The organism is Shimia sp. R9_2 (assembly GCF_017743735.1).
Taxonomy (GTDB): Bacteria; Pseudomonadota; Alphaproteobacteria; order Rhodobacterales; family Rhodobacteraceae; genus Shimia.
The window spans coordinates 64342-83240 of sequence record NZ_JAGHRO010000007.1; the positions used below are offsets into that span (position 1 = coordinate 64342).

Sequence of the window (18899 nt, forward strand, 5' to 3'; positions counted from 1 at the left end):
TCAGCCCTCCCGTTCGATTTTGGTCAGGCTGTCACGCAGCGCTTCACCGTATTCGTATTTCGCGGGGCACGCGAAGCCGACCAAACCAAGGTCTTCTTCGTCCAGCTCCAGCGCGCCCAATTTCTGCGCTTCATCGGTGTCCATCACCAGCAGAGCACGCAGAAGCTGCGTTGGCAGGTAGTCCTGCGGCATCAGCTCTTCGAAAGTGCCCAGCGGCACCATCGCGCGACGGCCACCGTTCAGGTTGGACGTCAGCGGGTAGAGCTTCTTGGAGAAAGCAGACCCCAGAACCGGCAAGAAAGAGAACTTGCTTGGCATTGGGCGAATCCAGCCCATTGGAATTTGCTTATGATCTTCCTCGATGATCGTGACCTGGCGCGCGTAGCGGCCAAGGAAAGCCTCGACGCTTTCGCCTACATAGCCGCTCAGGATCGAGCCGGAGACCAAACGCACAGGCGCGTCACCGGCGATCTCGCCTTCGGTCAGCTCTGTCAGAGAGGCACCCTCAATCGTGCGTACAAGACGCGGAGTTTTGCTCAGCGGACCGGTCAGCGCGATCACGCGTGACGAATCGATCTTGCCAGTCTCCAGCAGGCGGCCAATTGCGATCACATCGTGATAACCGATGGTCCAGACAGTCTTGGATGCGCTGGGAGGCTCAAGGAAGTGCATGTGCGTCCCCGCTAGACCGGCCGGGTGCGGACCGGAGAAGGTTGCAACGGTTACACCAGCAACATCGGCACCAGAAATCTGCGCACCATTGGCGTGACACAGATAGGTTTTGCCATCTGTCAGCGCTGTGATTGCAGCCAGACCTTTGGCAAACGCTTCACCAGCATCTGCAATCACAACAGCAGGATCGCCAGCCAAAGGCTCTGTGTCCATTGCATTGACATAGATCGCTGCAGGCTGTGCGTCGCTCGCGGGAACCTTGGAGTAAGGCCGTGTGCGGAAAGAGGTCCAGAGGCCCGCGGCACACAGGCGTTCAACCAGACCTTCGCGTGTGGCGACGTCTCCAACAGCCGAGAAGTCCATCGGTTCTGCCGCGGATGCGTCCACCTCGATCTCAACGCTGAGCAACACTCGGCGCGGACCGCGGTTGATCGCCTTCACACGACCAGAAACCGGTGAAACCACTTTGGCTTCCGGCGAATCTTTATGCGCCATGATCGGCGCTCCTGCAGCCACAACGTCGCCTTCTGCGACGGCAATGCGTGGCTTCAATCCTATATAATCGGCCCCGAGGACAGCCACGGTCTTGACCGCCGCTCCCTCATGTATTCCTTCGCCGGGAGCCCCGGTGACTGGAAGATTCAGGCCTTTTCGTAGCGCAAAATGCTGCACGCCAATGTCATCCTGTCGTTGCTGGTTAGTGTTGCGAATGTCGCGACTGATTGCGGCTGCGTATACGCGGAGTCTCGCCAGACAGCCAGTGCAATTCGACCATTTTTCTATTGTTTCTCGTCCCTCAGAGCAATAATGTGCCGCCGACAAAAAAAAGAGCTCGTTTTTGCCGCGATGCGTCATCGACGACACGTCTCATACCTCCAAGCTCACAACGAAGTGTTAGCAATGCCCTCTCTTTCTCGTCGCAGTTTCATTTTTATGGCGCTGGCCGTTGCGGCATGTAAGCGCGGGGCTGCAGATATTCTGCTCAGCGGACAGACTATGGGGACAAGCTATTCAATTGTCGGCGTGAATTCTTCCGGCATCGCCGAAGCAGAACTCAAAGACGCAATCAACGAGACCTTATTGGATGTCGACACCAAGATGTCCAATTGGAACAGCGCATCAGAGGTCTCCACAATCAACGCGCACTCCTTGAAAACGCCGCTGCCACTCTCTCCGGACATGTCATCGCTTCTGGAAGCAGCCCATCACGTGCACGCAGCGAGCGAAGGTCAGTTCGACATTACACTCGGCCCACTGATTGACCTCTGGGGATTCGGCGCGGCGCGCCCACCCGGCATCATCCCTGCCGATGCGGAGATCACCGCCGCCATGCGCAGCGTAGGTCAAAAGGAGATGCTGCAAGTCAAAGACGGCCAACTTTACAAAGGCCACCCTGACGCAGCCATGTATCTCTCGGCCATTGGCAAAGGATTTGGCGTAGACCGCCTTGGCGATACACTCGCGCAGTTTGGGCTCACCAACTACATGGTCGAAATTGGTGGCGACATCGTCACATCAGGTACCAACGCGCAAGGCCAGCTCTGGCAGATCGCCATCGAGACACCTGACGCCCTTACCCGCAGCATTCATCAAGTGGTTGGTGTGGCAGATTTGGGCATGGCCACATCAGGCGATTACCGCAATTATTTTGAAAAGGACGGCGTTCGCTATTCCCACATCATCGATCGCGACACTGGACGCCCTGTTACCCATGCAACCGCATCAGTGACGGTGCTCGCGGAAAACGCGATGCTGGCAGATGCCTGGGCGACCGCTTTGCTCGCGCTTGGGCAAGAGCGTGGCCTTGATGTCGCAGAAAAACACAAGATCGCGGCTTTGTTTATTGAACGTTCAGCAAAGACAGACCATGTAACCTTCAACGCGACGCCGAGCACAGAGTTCGACGCCATAATCGCTGGCTAAAAGGCACTACTCTTATGGAAACTTTCCTCTTCGCATTTGTACTTTTGATGCTCGTCACGCTGGGCATGTCCCTTGGCGTGATCATGATGGGCCGCACGATCAAAGGCTCCTGCGGCGGGTTGAACGCCATCAGCGGTGCGGACAAATGCGTGGTGTGCAGCAAGGATATCGATCCAGACAGCCCCTTGCGTGAGCGCCTTCAGTGCCCACGCGCGCGCAAAATGCTTGAGCAGATGGAAACTGAGAAAACTGCTGACAGCTGAGCGCTTGGCAAATACCGCCCCCCACAAGCCGCACATTATGTGCGGCTTTTTTGTGACCAGCTTAGCCTGTGGAGACTGGTAGCAAAGCCACCAGTAGCAGGCAGGACGCAGCAACAAGCCCAAAGAGCCAAAGTTGCCACCTTGGCCCCTCTTCTTTCCAAACACGCCGATAGCGGTGCCCCGCCAAACAGGCGAGCACAAACAGAACCGTTGCAACAGCGGGCGAAAGAATCAAATCAGGCAAAGAAAAGTCCCCAAAACGCGGATCTTGCGTATAGGCTGGTGGCATATCGTTAGAATATTGAACACGCAAGGAGCCCAAACATGCCAAGTTCCTATCAGGCCCCAAACCGCCAATCCGAAGAAAAACAGCGGACGCTCAGCCAGACCGCAAGCACGAATACCTCGGCCACGACGGCCACCGTGCAGATGGTACTCGACCAAAAAGGCAAAGACGTCTTCTCGATCCGTCCGCAAGACACTTTGGGAGCAACGGTAAAGGTCCTGAAAGAGCGCCGCATTGGCGCTTTGCTCGTGACGGATGCGAATGGAGCGTTGATCGGCATTTTATCTGAGCGCGATATCGTCCGCAAACTCGCGGAAACTCCCGGCCAAACGCTTCCACAAAAGGTCGAAGATGTAATGACGACAAACGTCCAAACCTGCACGATTGACGACTCGCTGGTCGACGTGCTGCGGCGCATGACAGAGGGCCGTTTCCGCCACATGCCGGTGATGGACAAGACCGGTCTGGCCGGAATGGTCACCATCGGGGATGTGGTCAATTACCGTCTTGTAGAGCTGGAACACGAAGCGCTCCAACTCAAACAGCTTATCGTCGGCTGATAAGCCTACGGAGCCTGCGTATCTGCCGGTTTCAGGTGGTTCCCCTGCCCTTTGGGGAACTGCCGATCGTGTAAAACATATGCGATGCACCAATACCCAACAGCCAACGCCAATTGCAGACGGATGGTCGACAGTACGTCCTGAACAGACGCTCCCATCTGATCCACACGCAAGAACGCATCAATCGCTGACGTGGACGGCACGATATGGGCGGCCCAAGCGATCCACCATGGAATGCTCTCCATCGGCCAGGCAACACCGGCAATGAAGAAAAGCGGCATTCCCTGCACGACAAGGAAGAAGACCACGCTTTCTCGATTTCGGATCAAATGGGTCAACGCGAATCCCATAGCATTCACCGCAATCAAAAAGGGGACCGCGACGGCAAACAGCGTCCAGAGGTTGCCAATCCAGGGAATGCCATAGATCGCAGGCAATGCCAGCTGCGTCACAACGATCCAAACAAGATACAAAAGTATATAGGCGACAGGAGTCGCAACTCGCTGGATACCGGGGCGGGCCGGTTGGCCGGCGTGCATGATGGCGATGCCCATCAACAGGGTCTGCTGCAAAATCAGAACGAATGCTGCTGGCACAACATAGCTGCCAAAACCGCCTTGCGGATTGAATAGCGCCACAGATGTCTGATTAATCGGCGAAATAAGCGTCTGTGCCGTATCCGTATCCAATCCTGCGGATGTCAGCCTCTGCTGTCGAATTTCAGCGCCGAGGCTTTGCGCTGCGTTGTTCGCCGCAGCCACAAATGCGCCATAGATCAAAAAGTAGCCACCATCGCCATAAACGGCCACCGGCGCATTTTGCCCTTTCAGAAGATCATGCTCAAATGACGGAGGCACAATCACAACACCATAAGCCTGGCGATCAAAGAACATTGCCTCTGCCACAGGCAGCCCGTCGACTGTGGCAATGATATCGACGCTATCGCTGTTGTGTATCCGGCGCAAAAACTCACGGCTCGCGGTGGATCCGTCCTGATCAACCGCCACAATCGGCACATCGCGCACCACTTCGCCTCGATAAGGCTGCGGGTACAGGCAAGCATAAATTAGAATGGACACCACCATGGTCATCCGGGCGCCCTTGTTTGCGAAAAGTCGCTTAAGGGCATCCATCATAGCCAACACAAACATCTTCATGTGGCAGCCTCCTTGGACGGCTCAGGACGCGAAGCTTTGCGCTTTAGCAGTAACAGCGCCAATCCGCCGTACACCAGCATTTGTAGCGCCAACCATCCCAAGGTTGGAAGCGACGTCTCAATTGGGGTTCCGCGCAAAACCTGATCGACCCGCAATTGTAGATATGGAATCAAGGGCAGAAAACCGCCCCAGGCCCAGGCAAAGTTGTTCATCATAATGCGTGGAAAGCTGATCCCGGCGAAACCAAAGGCAGGGCCAGTCATGACGCCGGTCATGCCAAGTGCAGCAACCGTATCGCCAGCAACCGTCGCAATGAATGCCCCCAAGCAAAGGGAACTTGCGATGAACAGCAATGAGTACGCCACATGCAGCAGCATACTCCCCTGAAACGGGGCATCAAAGTAGCCAAATAGAATGGCGTCGCCAAAGATGAGCGTCAGCAAAAACGCCAATAGGTAGGGTGTCAGTTTGCCCGCCAAAGCAGGCAGCGCCGAGCCTCCCAAACGCACCAAATTCCGCGCGCCATTGTGCTGTTGAAGATCCCGCGCGACATTCAGCGCGGCTCCCGCGCTGATAAAAATCAAAAGAACCGTCGGCATAAGCGCCGCAAGCAGAAACTGAGTGTAATCCAGCGCCGGGTTGAACAGCGGGCTTTGTTGCAAGGGGATTGGGCGAATAGCTTCAAGCGCCGCCTCTTGGGTCAAGCCATTGCTTGTCAACACACGCACTGAGACACCGGCGGAAAAGGTAGAAAGCGCTTGCCGCGTTGCGCGGGAGACAATGCCACCAATCGTCAAAAGCTGATTGTTATAGAAGGTAACGACTTCTGGCTGACGGGCGCTCAGCAAATCTCTCTCCATGTTTTCGGGAAAGAGGATGACCGCATAGACATCGCCGCGAATGATCGCCTGTTTGCCTTCTGCCAGGTTTGCCAACTGCAGTGTCACCGTGACATCCGGTGTTGCATCCACCATACGGATCGCCTGTCGCGACAACGACGTGCCATCGTTGTCGACAACAGCCACCGACAGATTGCGCGGCAACCCCGCGGAAAAAACCGCGGATAACAGCAGCATCAGAAACAGGGGGAACGGCCCCAGCATAAACGCCAGGTTGGGGCGTGCCTGTATCCGTCTGAGTTCTCTGCGAAAAACGCGCCAGAAACCGGCAGGGAGTGGGTGAGCCATGTCTCAGCGTCTCTTCCAGGCAATCAGTGCACTCATGCCAGGGCGCAACTCCACATCACGCTCAATCGGCTCCAGACGAATAGAGAACGTGCGCAGATCAAAATCACCCGTGGCTTTGGTAGCGCGCCAGTTTGCATAGTTGCCCTCGGCATTGACGGCGGTGACCTTCGCGGGGATCACCCGATTGTTGAGTGCAGGAATTTGAACGTCGAGTTCTTGCCCAACGTTAAGCCCGCTCAACAGATCTTCGCGCAGGTTAAAGGTGAACCAGGCATTATCAATATCCACAATCGACATCAAAATCGCGCCGGAAGAAAACAGCTCGCCAGGTTCCGCAAGACGCGCGGTGACTTGCCCGTTGATCGGTGCCGAAATGGTTAGTTCGGCAATATCCGTCTTTGTGCGCGACACACTCGCATCCGCCTGCAGAACTTGCGCCTCTGCCGCCGCCTTCTGCTCCACGCTGTTACCGTTTTGCGCAAGGCGCAGATTGGCCTCTGTGGCCAGAACATTCTGCTTTGCGGCACTTAGAGTATTGGATGCCTCATCAAGACGCTGAATAGACGCTGTTGAATGCTCTGTCAGCTGGCGGATACGTTCATAGACTTTCTCGGCGAGCACCAGATCCGCTTTCGCACGCTCAAACTCGGCTGCTCGCGCATCAATCGTCTCTGGCCGGGTGGCAAAGATAAGATCTCGATTCGCGACCGCCACACGCTGTGCAGCCTTTGCACTGGCAAGCGAAGCTTCGAGCTGAGGGCTGTTCAAAACAACCACGACATCTCCGGCAGCAACGCGATCACCAAAGTCAGCGTTCACCTCCGCGACACGGCCGGAAACCTTCCCCGCCAAATCGATGCGCGTGGCTTCAACTTCACCCTGCACCACCAAGGCGGCAGGCCCTTGCGTCTCATAATAAAAATATCCGCCAATGGCGGCTGCAAGGATTAGAAAAACTGCAAGAAGTTTTTTTACCGACATGTGATCGTTCCGTCTGTGTTTGCTGCCCCCTGAGCAGCAAACCACCCTACGAGCCAATGAAAGAGGCTGCCGCATGCTCGGGTAGCCTGAAATTAGAGCCCCGATCACCCACGTGGAAGGAAGAGAGAGAGGGTACGTGGATAATCGGGGCGCGGAAGTAAAAAGCTACTGCCGCAAAAGGTGAATTTGGGAAGCTGGTTGAAACGCCCATATTTTTTTGGTGCGATTACAACGAAACACAGCAGATCATTATAGCTCCGCTACGTCGCTCGCTAAGATCAACAGCGTTCTGTGTTGGTACACTCCTTCAGACAAATGCGGTTCGACCCGGCTCAGATCCCCACTTTAAGTTACAGCAAATATGGGCAATTCCATTCACACCGCACATGATTAGGACGGACAAGAGATTAGCACTTTCGGACAGAGCAACTTTGAGATTCGGACCGAACAGAGGTCACCAAATCAAGACACCAGCTCTTCACCGCAGCCCTATGAAGTGGCTGCTACGAACGCGCGCCAAAGTTCAAATATCGCGACACGGTGACTGGCGCGACATACGACACCCAAGTTGCCTTCAGGCGCTTCCAGTAGAACAAGCACGCGATCGTCCGCAACTGATAGCATGTTGAGGGTCGCATTCGCAGGTTTCCAGAGCTTTTGTTGGCTGGTGTTTTCGGAAGCGCGCGAGAGACAGCGGTCAATCAGCCCAAGATCCTCAGGGTTGCCACCTGAGAGTGACTGCCCAGCCACAGGAGCAACATCACGCCAAGACAGAGCTATGGCCTTTAGCTTATCTCTGAGTGTCTCCAAGATTTGCCTCTGCCCGTCTAGTTCCCTCTCCTCATGCACAGCTTTCAAAAGTGACGCATGCGACCAAGAGCGGCCTGTTTCAGGCAGCTCCGGGCTGCGCTCAACGATCTCAAACTTCAGCGCTGCGCATCCGGCGAAAGCTTGGCTCAAAAGCTCCATAACCGCCGCGCTATTCGCATCGTCAAGCTGCGGGCCAACGCCCTCGACATCAACAAGATGGCGGTTGCTCGCGGTCAGAAGCACCCGCACATTTTGCTCTTTCCCAAACACAGCGATGCGACGTGCGAGAACCGTTTCACCTATCTCAGCGACAATTGCCGCCAAAAGATCTTGAGTGCTTTCAAAGGCATGCCACGTGCCATAGTAACCGTCCCGATCATGTGCAAACAATCGGATCGCATCGGCAAAGCCATCGTCGACTTGACTCACCCCAGCCTTATGCCCCTTCCGCGCGGCCATCATGACGGGACCGTCAAAGAAGTAAGCACCTTACGCCCCATAGCCACGACCTGATCAGGGTCGCTCTCTAGGCCACAAACAAAACACAACAAATCGGACGTGCCCGCCGCATCACGCATAAAAATACGCATGTCCTCGGGCGACAATGCAAACGCGTCTTCCGGAATGGAAACGCCCTCACCCGACAACAGACCAAAGCTCTGCGCTGCCTGGATGCAGAGCTGATCAAGCGTTTCACGCCGCACATCAGGTTGGTGAGAGGCCTTGAGCACAAGGCGTGTTTTTAGGTCCGCGAAAGCCACCACACGGCATCCTGGAATTTCTGCGCGTAACACATCAATTTGTGCTGCAATATTCACGCTTGTCGCCCACCTTTCCTCTCACACGACGCACCCGAGACAGTTGATCTTCCCCCGCCAAACAAATCAGTGATCCTCCAATGGCGTGACCACGCTCAAGGGCGGCAGCTCCTTTGGCGGCGCTGGCGGTCGCTCTGGGTTGCTGATTTTCGGGCGCACGCGGCGTGGCACAACACGGTTTTGCGACACAGCTTCTGCGGTTGCCTGCTCTTCGTCTGGAGCATCCTCAATCGCACTGTCAGCATCGAGCGGATGTTCTTCATCCTGCAGCTTACCGCCTGAGTGGACTTCACTCCCTAAATCTCTCTCAGGCTGTGTCAGCGCCACCAACGCTTGCACGATCTGCGCCACCAAATCGGCACCACCGCTTGCTTTCCAGGCCTCTTCATCCTGCCCTGCATTCACTGCGTCTAATGTCGCAATCGGAAGTATGGCTGCAAAAAGCCCTTCTGTTTCCGCATTGAGCCGTGCAAGAACCCGCGCTCGGTCACGCTCGGCACGCAATTTGTCATACTGTGTGACCACCAGATAGTTCGGCCCTTTTACGGCAGCGGAAACCTGTTCCCACAACGCGGCTTCCGACTGTCTCCAAGCCTGCGTTGCATGGGTACACCAAAGGACACAGTCCACCTCATCCAGCAACCCCATCCAGTCTTCGTGCTTCATGTTCGGATCGGAAATTCCGGGAATATCGATGAGATCACAGAGTTGAAGAATGTCCGCATCCATTGCCAGTTGGATCAACCGCGTCCCTTCAACCGGTGCTTCCGCAAACTCCTCCACTTCAAGTGCCTCAGAGGAGCCATCATCAAGAATTCGGGTCGCGGCCTCAGTGCCAAAAGTCACCCAAACGGGCGGAACGCGTGTCGCCGTAATACGCACAGGCAGAGGCTCTCCGCCAAGAAGGAGATTCATCAGCGTGCTCTTACCGGCACTGAATTCGCCCATCAAAGCAATCCGCGGCTTACGGTCAGACACGGCGTCAGTCTGGGTTAGATGGTCGGAATTCGGCTGTGTCATGCGTAGTGTCCCTCAAGCCCAGTCCTGCTTTTATCTCGCAATTCCTCGAATTCTGTTATCAACCGCTCAAGTTTTTCGCGTTTTTGGCCCTCTTCTCCACTGTGGAACAGTTTCTGCAGGTCACCCCCGCGCGGGTCCACGCTAATTTCCTTCATGATGTCCCGGTGTTGCGCAAAGAAATCTTGCAAGGTGACCGCTGCCATCTCACGCACTTGAGCAGTTTGAATTTCCTTGGACTGGCGCATGAAGTCCTCAGTCTCGCGCGCAATGAGGTTCTGGAACCGCTTGGCAAAAGCCTTGTGTCCGCGGATCCGGTTCCACCAGGAAATCCACCAACCATCATTGAAATCAAGCGCGATGGTTTGACCAAACGCAACCGGGGCAGGCATGTTTGGCAGAGCTGGTGGCGCCATCTGTATGCCCTGCACCGCGCTGCCAAACGCATCGGCATAGAGCATGGCAATATCCGTCATGGCCGCCTCAAACCGCCCCTCAGACGCAGATCGTACGTTCGCACCAAACACGGTGTAAGCGGATCTCAACAACATCCGCAGCCCAACGGGGTCGTAGTCCCAGACGATATGATTGCCGTAGTTTTCCAAGTGGCTCAGGAGAGATCGCAAGGCCCGGTCTATAAATTTGGCATGGGCTCGGTCTGCTCTCATATGAAACTCAGCTATCGCCGCACCCAACTCCTTCTGAAACGCATCGGCATGGAAGGCCGCGAGTTTTTCAAAGGCCTGAATTGCATCATATGTCGTCAGCGTTTGCGCACGACTCCCGTCGCTTGAGATATTGAGCATGCCAGCCGCCATTTGGCTGGTCGCAATCGTCAGCGCGGCACTCGTAGTTTTCTCCAGAAAGGGCACGCCCTGCTCTTCTAGTATCCTCTCGGAAACGGCGCGAAACAGCGCGCTCACACCTGAAAGTTCCCACACCATTTCATTGGGATCGGTCTGGCTGTATTGCGGGTCAAGCGCAACTTCGGCCCACTCAAACAGCGCCCGGCTCGACACCTCAGGCATTCCCTCAATGCTGCCGGTCAACACCTTGTTGGCCCAATAAGCGCTGCCAAAGAGAATCTGCGCATCTTCCGGCCCCTGCTTGTCGCGCAGCGTTTGCCGGATGCTCGCTTCGATCTCCGGGATCTGCTGCGCAGGATTGGAGAGTTCGTCAATGCGGTTCACAAAGATCAGAACATTGCGCGATTTAAGGTTCGAAATCAGGCGGATGAGGCCCATGTCCACGGATGTCAGAGCCTGCCCCGCAGACAATACAACCACGCACATCTTGCTGTCGCGAATAGCTTGAATGGTGACCTGCTCACGCATCATAAAGGTGTCATTCACACCTGGCGTATCCCGCAGGCACAAGGGCACCGGCACGGTTTCACAATTCAGGAACAGATCAGCAGAGGAGACAATGTCAGCAAAGCGCCCTTGCTCGGCCTGCGCGTCATCTTCTACGCTAAAGTCATCTCCCATAACGATATAACGCTCGAGCAGATTTTTGTCGAAATAGCCGTAGTCATGGGTTTCCCCAAGCAGCAAATCAAACTTCTTCCCAAGACGGTTTTGCGCTTTGCTCCGCACCTTCTCGATTTGCTCGCCGATCTTTTTGAGCTCACTCTCTGCACCCGCACGGCTGGCCATCTCGCCAATCCGTCCGCCCTGATTGAGGAGTCGGTCCCAATCCGTTTCCTTCATGAAACGAAAGGACGCACCGGTTTCAGATGGTTTTGAAGCTGGCTTCAAATGCAACGACGTTACAACAGAGGTCCAGGGGTTCACATCAGACGGCAGGAGATCGGACCAGCCTGCCAAAGCGTTGACCAGCGTTGTTTTGCCGGATTTCACCTGCCCCAGCACAGTGATCGTAGGTTCGAACCCAGCAATATCTTTACACAAACGCTCCACCGCACGTGTCGCGTTGTCTCCGGTCATTTGCGACAAGTCTTTCAGCAGCTCATCCAAAACGCAAAGATTTGCTCCGAAATTTTCCAGTGTTTCCAGGCCAGAGCGCAGGTTTACAAGCCGTTTTGGAGTGCGCACCTCAGTTTCAGGGGCCTGTCTCAGTTGAACGTTCATGCCTGTGCCCTCGCTCCGATTTCTTTTTTCAGCTGCAACATCAGGAAGATCGCGTCCTCGGCAGCAGTGGGACCTTGCTCCACTTGCAACAGCATCAGCATGTCTTCTCCATCTCTCGCGTCATCAAGCAGAGACGCAAAATCAGCGCTTTGCCCAACCTGAGGTTCCAATGTCCCCACAATCTCACGCACCGCATTTGTGCATTGCTGCAGCACGATCTTGGCATCTGGCGTCTTGCCTTCATCCAGCTCTGCCATGAGACCCTTAGCAAAAGAGACCAGTTGCCCCTGCAACTGCTCCAGCATCTCTGCCTGCTGTTCAGCCGCCGGATCTAAAATCTCGGTTGAGCAGGTAGGGGCGTCAAACGAGGCCTTGGCAGAGCTTCCATTTTCAGACGCCAATTGCGCGAGCAACAAAGCCGCACGATCCAACTCGGCCGCTCTGCCGGAATTCACCTGTGCCTGAACCGCTTCAAACAAATCTTTCCCGCCAGACGCTTCCCAAAGCTCCGGCTGTTCACATTCAGGCATCCGTGCCGTCAGTCCGTGCAGCGCGGCTACAGGATAGAGGCCAAGGAATTCATCCTCGGTGACGGCTTCGAGATCCGCTATTTTCTGAGCCAGATCACCTTTCATGATCTGGCGATCCGCTTTCGTCAGAGCGAGCACACTATGATCTTTGACAGCATCCGGCGCCTTTGCCCAAATGGCTTGCTCAGTCTCATCAAAAGCCTCACTGCACCAGATAAACACCTGGCCTTTTTGCAACGCGTAATCGAACAAATCCGCCTGTTTACTGACGTCTTCTGGCAGGCTCACTTCACAAAAACTGTGTGTTTTTAGCAGCGAGTGCGGAACCGTGGCGATCAGACGGCGCGCATCCCTCTGATGTGCTTGGTTGCCATCTAAGGGCCGTACCGTGCCATCATTCCATTCCGCAGAGACTTGCCTAGTCTCTCCATAAGACACTTCGGTCACAGATGCCCGCGGCAAGCTACCCAACAGGTCCTCACCCAGCATCATATTCACAACAGAAGATTTCCCACTACCAGGTCTTCCGAGCAGCACAACGCGCACGGCATCGGATAGATGATCAATCAGTTGAGCGCCGATGGCTTGATGCCGTCCACCAATACGGCCCTGATCAAGCGCTTCACGCAACTCCTGTACAACGCGTTGCTGTTGACCCCTCATGCGTTTCTCACTTTCCGCGAAAGACTTAAGACAGTGTGGACACGGCCAGCGCGCGCCGTTCGGTCGATATGCATGACTTCGCTGGCCAATTGGCTCTCATCTTCTGAGCGGTCCTCAACAGCACATACCTCAGCATCTTCATCAGGTTTGCGCGTAAGCATGGCCTCGCGGCTTTGCACCTTGATCAAACAAATTGAGAGATTGTCCTGTTCAGGATCTCCAGCTGCATGAACGGCCAGCATAAGAGCCGCGCCGACCTGCTGGCTGGAGGCATCGCTTTGATCGCTCAATACCTCACTGATTTCCTTCTCTGTCAGGGAGAGAAGCCCATCGCTGGCAGCCAGCAGTATGTCCCCTTCCTGCAATCGCATCGGCTCCGTGCGGTAGTCGACCTTGGCAATTTGCCCGCCAGACATCACCGAAATCAGGCAGCTGCGGTCTGGGTGGTTCAGAGCTTCTTCCAATGGGATGACCCCGCGCGCATGAAGCTCATCTATTTGCGCCGCGTAAGAGTGATCTTCGTTCAGCCGGAAAAGCCGCCCGCCTCTAAACAAAAACAGAGGTGAATCCCCAATCGACACCCAATACAGACGATTGCCAAAGAGGATCGGCGCCACAAGGGTTGCCCCCATCCCGCGCGCGTTCGGATTCTCTTTTTCATAGAGCCGAATGCAGTCATTGGCGCCCACCACTGCGGCCTGCAAGGCATCACCGATGTTGGCTTCAAGTGCCACCGGATTTTCAGCGAGCATTTTCAGCTCGCTAAACAGTTCTGTCACCACGATGCCGCTGGCCACGTCACCTGAAGCGTGACCCCCCATCCCATCAGAAAGCACAGCAAAGCCTAGAGGCGACCCAAGAGGAAAATCGGCAATCACCGCATCCTCCTGACGCTCGCGCTTACCGATATTCAGACCGGTTACGACATCAAAGCAAACATCATCCAAATTGGGCATGTCCAGGAACTTCCATATCTTGGGCCACCCAAGAGAACTCTTCGCCGCACAGTGCCACAAAGCGTAGTGTGGTTTCGCCGATGCGGATCACGCTGTTGGTCGCCAAATCTTCTGTGCTCAGAACAGGACGGCCGTTCAGTCGCACCAGATTGGCCTTGCCGCCATGCCCAAAAAAGAACCGACGCTGTTCGCCATCAAAAGCAATGGCCGCATGATTTTCGCGAGAGATCGTATTGTCGCCAAAATCCAATCGGACTGTCTGGCCTTCGCCACGGCCGATTTGGGTCAGCCCGTCAAACAAAGCAAAAGACGCGCCTCTTCCGGGGCCATCGACCACAACAAGCCATCCAACCGGGAATTGCGCCTGCACCGCAGGAGCCGCTTCACGCGATTGGGTCATGGGATCATGAACTGTGCTTTGTGGACCGCTAAACCCGAGCAAGCGCGTTTTGACACGCCCTTTGGAACCACGACCGCCACCGGTGCGATGCGCAGTCACCGAAGACGGCAAGGGAGCCATTTCCGGAGACGGCTTCTGCTCAGATACACTTGGGATCTCCTGCGTTATTACAGTGTCCTGAGAACGCTCAAGTGAGGGGCGTACCACAGCAGGTATTTCTGCCACTGGTTCTGCGACGTGTGGCGCGACATCCTCTGGAGCTTTCTGCAGTACTCGGCCTGGCTCCTCTGCCGCACTCGCAGTCGACGGTTTCTGGGCTGCCCAATTGAACGCATCTGCTTCAACCAGTTTAGGAATCTCGCTTGGCTGCGAAACGCTATCTTCAACATCTGAGAAAACGTCGGGCTCAGCGGTTTCAAGATTCAAACCTTCTAAAGCCCCTTCCTCGATAGAGAGCGCTGCCTCCTGATGCTCCTGAACCGGGGTCTGGACGCTTCCTTGAACCATAGAGGTCTGCGGGCCCAGCGCATCAGCAATGGAAGAGAAATCAATAGAAGGCTCCTCCGAGGGAGCCTCGAACTCGTCTGCCACTGGAGTCGCCTCAGGGACATCAAAAAAGGCGCCATGTTCCAGCTCGGTCTCTGATGTGGACAACTCTTCTTCGACCAACTCCGGCTCTGGTGAGAGGTCAGTGCGATCCTCTTCTCTCAAGCGCAGCGGATAGCGCAGTGCTGAAGCATCACCACTGCTGGCGGCCTGCGTCTTTTCATTGATGATATCTCGAATGAACCTCATGTGCTGTTCCTTCAGGTTTGGAGAATACGGGTTTCGGGGACGTCATGGCGTGCTCTGAAGCGGTCGCAGAAACGGTGGAACAAAGAGGCTTTGCCTGACCTATTTCTTGGAGCTTTCCGGCCGCCAGCAGCGGCGGTCAGCATATCGCCATGTTTTAACGGCGCTTCTGACTGCGGCGCGCGCGCGCTGCACAGTTTGTCTTGCTCAGCCAGATAGGCTTCAACGTCTTCAATCGGATCACCAAAGACATCGACATACTGCTTTTGCTTCAGAGGTTGCGGCGCTATCGGCTGGTCGATCTTCCGCTGCGCTTTGAGCGCCTGCGGCAAGCCAGGTTGCAGCACGCGATTTGTATCACTCACAAGGTCTTTGATGACGCCAACCACTTCGGGGTCAAACGCTGCCAAAGGTTTGGGAACCGGTCCATCCATCACGCGGATCCAGTCATCCGCGCTCCGCAGGCGCTCTGTAGCGTCCAAAGTCAAAGCACGATCTGTTGCGATCAACAGCCGAATATCCAGATCAGAGTTTGTCTTTTCCAATGCCGCATAAGGATCACCCTGATCGGCTTCGATCATCTCAACCCGGGTCTGCGCATCCGGCGGGGGATCCCCCACAAACATCAGATGACAGAGCGCTCCTAGCGAGTAGATGTCACTATATGATCCCTGACTGCCCTCTGCCGAATAGAACTCAGGCGGGGAATAGCCGTCTTTCACCGCCAACATCCGACGCTTTTGACCGTCGTCGTGTTCACTAGAAGCATAGGCCGCACCAAAATCGATCAAGGTGACTTGGCCTGTCTCGCTGAGAATGAGATTGTCTGGCGCTATGTCGCGATGCAAAATGCCTCGATCATGCAAATACCGAAGCGCGTCTAAAACCTGTCGCAAAACGCTGTCGATGGTGCTCCGGGTCAACCGCCCAGGTGCCCGTTCGACCAAATCCAGCAGGTCAACGCCCTCCACAAAATCCATTGCGGTATAAGCCGTGCCGTTTTCGGCAAAGGTCTGGTGGACGCCGACGATACCTGGATGATCGAGTTCCGCGAGACGTAAGGCCTCTCCTTGAAACTGTTCCAAAATGGCGCTGAAATACGGGGCATCCTGCGCCTCAAACGGCTGCACGAAGATGCCATTTCGCCCACAAATCTGAGACGGGAAACACTCTTTGATAACCACCGTGCGGTTCAGGCTGTCATGCGCCAAGTAAGTAAGCCCAAAGCCCCCCTGACCAAGCGGGCGAATGATCTTGTACTGACCACGCAGTAACTCGGTGCCTGACGCCAACGCAGCATATATTTCTTCAGCGTCGTGCATGCACGCTCATCCCCTTGGCTCCTGTGGCTGTTGGCTCAGAAATGCGAGTGCAGATCCCCACCGACAGGGCCAAGTTGTGAACGAAATGTGTTTTGATCGTGTCATCACCGCGCAATGGGTGTGACACTCCATTCAGGTTTGATGCGAATATTTAGAGGCTAGCTCAAAAGCCGCCCAAAGGGAGAGTACCCCCCTGTCGTCGCCCTCAAAGGTGGAACTCACAAAAGAGAGCGTTAACATATACCCAACGGGGCTATTAAAATCGTAACAATCGCAAGTCACAGCTTCTTTAGAAGCGCGTCCTGAACCCGAACAGAATGGCCGTTTCACGCTCTCCGGCGATGTTGCCCCGATTCTGAGCATGCGCGAGTGACACACCAAAATTCGTATGATCGGTGAGCGGCCGCACATAGTTCAGCGCGATCCGCATTTCGCGCTCTTCTGGTGCCAGATCAATCGCAACACTTCGGGTCGAGGCAACACCATTGGCGGACAGCACCGGCAAAGCAACAGAGGTGGAGCCAGATGAAATCGCCGCAGGCAACGACACCGCCACACTCAGCCGGTCATTGTGTGCCCACACCCCATGATGTGACAACCTGAGCGCTCCGGCATTCATAAGAACATCCGCAGCTTGACCAAGGCCAGAGTTCTCCTCGCCCAAGGCATAGCCGAACTCAAAACTAAGCTGCGCCGCCTCAGTGATATCCGCAGACAAGGCCATATCGACTGCAAAGATCGAAGAGTTGGTACCGCCATTCCAGTCCGACAGGAGGGTTGCGGTGTCATCACCGTAGGTCGCGCTGACGTGCAAGCTGGCAAGGCCCAGATCAAACCCGCGCGTGACGCCAAACCCCATATTGTCTTGGCCGTCGCCGGTCGACTGGAAAAGCCGAATGTCAAGGTCTGTGTTGTTTGTGAAGAGCGGGATGCTGCGCCGATCTCCGAAGAACGCAGCGCCACCAGACTGGCGCGTCTCGATCCGGTCAAAAGCTGCGATGTCAGCGAGCGAAAACAGCGGTGCCGACTGGCGCTCCGCCACGAATTGCGCAGCGTTTACCACAAAGTTGGCAGACAACGCATCGCGGCTGACAAGGTCGACATTGCGAAGTGCCCGTGACACCGCATCCCCGCTCGCGCCACCCGCCACAACGAGGGGTTTATCCATATTTAAGACCGTGCCGTTCCCTGTCGTGACGGTGGATTGTCCAATCGGCAAAAGCGCTGCGCCAACATTGAGAAACCCGTGTCCCCATTCGCTGCTATAGGCGTGCTCAAAACCGGGGACCAGTTCCACGGTGCCATCTTGGGAAAAGCCGTCAAACTCGTTGTCGGCGGTGGCGAGCAGCCGAACACGCAGCTCTTTGTTTGTCATCGTTGGAAAGGCTTCTGCCAAAAGCGCCAGTGCCCCTGCTACGGTTGGCGCAGCAAAAGAAGTTCCTGTGCCAAACCCATAGCTGCTGGTTGAATTCGCATTGGCTCCTGTCCAACTGCCGTTGGCAGAAATACACCAGGCTGCAGCTTCAAGGCAGGCTCCCGACACGCGCTCTGCTGCCACGATGTCGTCTCCATTCAAGACGGGAACGCCGTTGACCACTGCGATCCAGCTGTCCTGCAACGTAGGCTCAAAAATAGGCAACCCCGGAAGCAAACCTACATTTGAAATTGTCGAATCATTGGATATCGCAAACAACACGATCCCGTCTTGGGCATACCGCGACAACGCATCCACGTAGTCAGACCCCGCTGACGTACTCACAAGACTATTGTAGTTCGATAGGCTCGCGCGACGGCTAGCAAATCCCCAGGAATTGTTGAGAGCGACCGCACGCGCGTTGCGGGCGGCGTTTGCGGTCTCGGTCAGTTGCCCAAACGTATCAAAGCTCCCAAAGATCACATCAGCGCCCGGCGCAACGCCGATCATATCCGAAGAATTCCCAGTCGCCACCGACGCCACAAATGTCCCGTGATCATCAACAGACAGGCTGGATCCTGTTGTTATCGATTTGCCGGAGAAGGCCTCATGTGAGGTCAGGAACCCATTGTCCGAGAAGGCGATGATCTGGCCTGCCCCGGTGAGCCCGGCGGCATGGGCATAATGAATGCCCGCCGTTTCGATAGGATTGCCCTTCAGCTCAACATCGATACCCGCATCCAGGCGGTTATTGCCATTCCGATCCACATAAACACCCGCAGGAGCATTTTGCAGGCGGTAACGCGCATCGCGGGTCAAAAGCCGATTGGCAGTTCCGCGCACCGCGTCCAAATTGTCAATGAAGGACGCCAGCAATGTCGGGCTGTTTGTAAATGGGAGCGAAGAGCCAGATCCCGCGCTCCCCCCGCCACTGGTGCTGGAGGAGTCGTCCTCTCCGCCACCGCATCCGGCCACGAGTGCCGGTAGCAAAGCAAATGCGATCAGTTTGGACGTGGATATTTTCACTTTGCTCGACCTTCAGTTCAGTAAAATCTGCC

Annotated in this window: 16 protein-coding genes; 3 read left to right on the top strand and 13 right to left on the bottom strand. The window is 55.5% G+C overall.

Annotated elements, in window-relative coordinates; all coding sequences use genetic code 11:
• Complete coding sequence (locus J7400_RS15970; RefSeq protein ID WP_209065097.1) at window positions 1-1344, bottom strand: Na(+)-translocating NADH-quinone reductase subunit A; 1344 nt, start codon at window positions 1342-1344, stop codon at window positions 1-3.
• Here J7400_RS15970 and J7400_RS15975 point away from each other — a divergent pair.
• The 3 genes from J7400_RS15975 to J7400_RS15985 all read left to right on the top strand — a co-directional run bounded on the left by J7400_RS15975 (window position 1336) and on the right by J7400_RS15985 (window position 3704).
• On the top strand, window positions 1336-2595 hold the full coding sequence (locus tag J7400_RS15975; protein WP_247738851.1) for an FAD:protein FMN transferase: 1260 nt from the start codon (window positions 1336-1338) through the stop codon (window positions 2593-2595). The genes J7400_RS15970 and J7400_RS15975 overlap by 9 nt on opposite strands.
• 14 nt (window positions 2596-2609) lie before the next feature.
• Window positions 2610-2858 (top strand): (Na+)-NQR maturation NqrM, encoded by a 249-nt coding sequence (gene nqrM / locus J7400_RS15980; protein WP_209065098.1) that lies wholly within the window; start codon window positions 2610-2612, stop codon window positions 2856-2858.
• Between the two features lie 324 nt (window positions 2859-3182).
• On the top strand, window positions 3183-3704 hold the full coding sequence (locus J7400_RS15985; protein WP_209065099.1) for a CBS domain-containing protein: 522 nt from the start codon (window positions 3183-3185) through the stop codon (window positions 3702-3704).
• Window positions 3705-3709: 5 nt separating this feature from the next.
• Here J7400_RS15985 and J7400_RS15990 read toward each other — a convergent pair whose 3' ends face one another.
• From J7400_RS15990 to J7400_RS16045, 12 genes are all read right to left on the bottom strand, one after another.
• Window positions 3710-4861 carry an ABC transporter permease gene (locus J7400_RS15990; RefSeq protein ID WP_209065100.1) on the bottom strand — a complete coding sequence of 384 codons (1152 nt, stop codon included), beginning with the start codon at window positions 4859-4861 and terminating at the stop codon, window positions 3710-3712.
• A complete protein-coding gene (locus J7400_RS15995) occupies window positions 4858-6048 on the bottom strand; it encodes an ABC transporter permease (RefSeq protein WP_209065101.1) in 1191 nt (396 codons plus the stop codon). The genes J7400_RS15990 and J7400_RS15995 overlap by 4 nt, the downstream gene beginning before the upstream one ends.
• A gap of 3 nt (window positions 6049-6051) precedes the next feature.
• Window positions 6052-7029: an efflux RND transporter periplasmic adaptor subunit gene (locus J7400_RS16000; protein WP_209065102.1), complete on the bottom strand. Its 978-nt coding sequence runs from the start codon at window positions 7027-7029 to the stop codon at window positions 6052-6054.
• A 489-nt stretch (window positions 7030-7518) separates the two neighbouring features.
• Entirely contained in the window at window positions 7519-8268 is a 750-nt protein-coding gene (locus tag J7400_RS16005; protein ID WP_209065103.1) for a hypothetical protein, read from the bottom strand.
• Between the two features lie 29 nt (window positions 8269-8297).
• Entirely contained in the window at window positions 8298-8657 is a 360-nt protein-coding gene (locus tag J7400_RS16010; protein ID WP_209065104.1) for a hypothetical protein, read from the bottom strand.
• 66 nt (window positions 8658-8723) lie between these two features.
• On the bottom strand, window positions 8724-9677 hold the full coding sequence (locus J7400_RS16015; protein ID WP_209065105.1) for a dynamin family protein: 954 nt from the start codon (window positions 9675-9677) through the stop codon (window positions 8724-8726).
• The gene (locus J7400_RS16020) at window positions 9674-11764 is read right to left on the bottom strand and encodes a dynamin family protein (RefSeq protein WP_209065106.1); all 2091 of its coding nucleotides are present in this window, start codon (window positions 11762-11764) and stop codon (window positions 9674-9676) included. Before J7400_RS16020 ends, J7400_RS16015 begins: the two co-directional genes overlap by 4 nt.
• Entirely contained in the window at window positions 11761-12957 is a 1197-nt protein-coding gene (locus J7400_RS16025; protein WP_209065107.1) for a hypothetical protein, read from the bottom strand. The genes J7400_RS16020 and J7400_RS16025 overlap by 4 nt, the downstream gene beginning before the upstream one ends.
• Window positions 12954-13913 (bottom strand): protein phosphatase 2C domain-containing protein, encoded by a 960-nt coding sequence (locus J7400_RS16030; RefSeq protein WP_209065108.1) that lies wholly within the window; start codon window positions 13911-13913, stop codon window positions 12954-12956. The genes J7400_RS16025 and J7400_RS16030 overlap by 4 nt, the downstream gene beginning before the upstream one ends.
• Complete coding sequence (locus J7400_RS16035) at window positions 13897-15108, bottom strand: FHA domain-containing protein (RefSeq protein WP_247738853.1); 1212 nt, start codon at window positions 15106-15108, stop codon at window positions 13897-13899. Before J7400_RS16035 ends, J7400_RS16030 begins: the two co-directional genes overlap by 17 nt.
• 11 nt (window positions 15109-15119) lie before the next feature.
• Window positions 15120-16427, bottom strand: a complete 1308-nt coding sequence (locus J7400_RS16040) for a serine/threonine-protein kinase (RefSeq protein ID WP_209065109.1) — start codon at window positions 16425-16427, stop codon at window positions 15120-15122.
• Window positions 16428-16716: 289 nt separating this feature from the next.
• A complete protein-coding gene (locus J7400_RS16045; RefSeq protein ID WP_209065110.1) occupies window positions 16717-18867 on the bottom strand; it encodes a S8 family serine peptidase in 2151 nt (716 codons plus the stop codon).
• Window positions 18868-18899: the final 32 nt, after the last annotated feature.